The organism is Phocaeicola abscessus CCUG 55929 (genome assembly GCF_000312445.1).
In the GTDB taxonomy this organism is placed as follows: domain Bacteria; phylum Bacteroidota; class Bacteroidia; order Bacteroidales; family Bacteroidaceae; genus Phocaeicola; species Phocaeicola abscessus.
In genome coordinates this window covers 1-1,153 of sequence record NZ_HE997191.1, presented here as the reverse complement: position 1 = coordinate 1,153, position 1,153 = coordinate 1, and the positions used below count along the sequence as shown (strand labels likewise).

Sequence of the window (1,153 nt, the reverse complement as noted above, 5' to 3'; positions counted from 1 at the left end):
CCACAGGATGCATTAAGTTCCGAAACATTCTGGAAAACAGAAATGCAGGCAGAGGAAGCAATTAATGCGTGTTATCAGGCCCTGAAATTAAGAGAGACTTATTGGCGTTTTTTCGCAATGGATTGTATTTCCGATATCGGAATAGGGTATGATGATCCCGGATATCTTACTATTAGTAGTGGGAGGCTCACTTCTAGAGATGGTTATGTGTCAAACCGTTGGAGACACTCCTATGAAGGTGTTACTCGTGCGAACAATGTCATCCGCAATGTACAGGGAATGAATATAAATGAAACCGCTAAGAATCAGGTTTTGGGTGAAGCAAAATTCCTTAGAGGATTATTTTACTTTTTCTTAATGCAACATTTTGGCGGTGTTCCTCTGTATGATGAAACGACGGATTACAATAAAGATTATATGAAGTTGTTGAAGCCTCGGGAAACGGAGGAAAAGACACGTGAATTTATTTTGAAAGATTTGACGGATGCAATCAAATTACTTCCGGTAAAATGGTCCCAGTCAAATTATGGTCGAGCAACTAAAGGGGCAGCCTATGCCTTAAGAGGAAAAGTTTATTTGTATAATAAGCAGTACGACTTGGCCTCAAAAGATTTTGAAGAGATTGTTTTAGATCCTTCTCAACAAGGTTATGGGTATGAATTATATCCTAATTATGCGGATCTTTTTACCAAAGTGGGTGATTCGAGTTCAGAGATGATTTTTGCCATTCAAAATTATTTTAAGATACCGAATTGGTTAGGAATGCCCATGTGCCATTATATGGGTAGCAATGCTTCCATGGATGCTTGCTGGAATAACGTGATGCCGTCGGTAGAGTTAGTCGACAGTTATGAATGTAAGGATGGTCGTCCGTTTAATTGGGATGACTTTATTCCGGGATATAATGAAAGCAAAGAAGTAAGAGAACAGACTTTGAGAGCAACTCTGACAGACGACTTGAAAGCTGTAAAGGATTATCCGAAGTATTATAAAGAACTTTTGTCGATGTATGAAGCGCGTGATCCTCGGATGAAAGAGACGATCATTTTACCGTATACGTATTACTTGGGAAACATGAAAGAAGTAGACAATTTATGTTTATTTGTCTATGCTACGGGAGTAAGTATTCAGAACGGTTTTGTAGTGATAAACC

1 protein-coding gene is annotated in these 1,153 nt (G+C 38.7%); it reads left to right on the top strand.

Going from position 1 to position 1,153, the window contains the following annotated elements:
* Positions 1-1,153 (top strand): RagB/SusD family nutrient uptake outer membrane protein (locus BN102_RS10430; protein WP_019209091.1); only part of this gene is annotated, 1,153 nt, incomplete at both ends.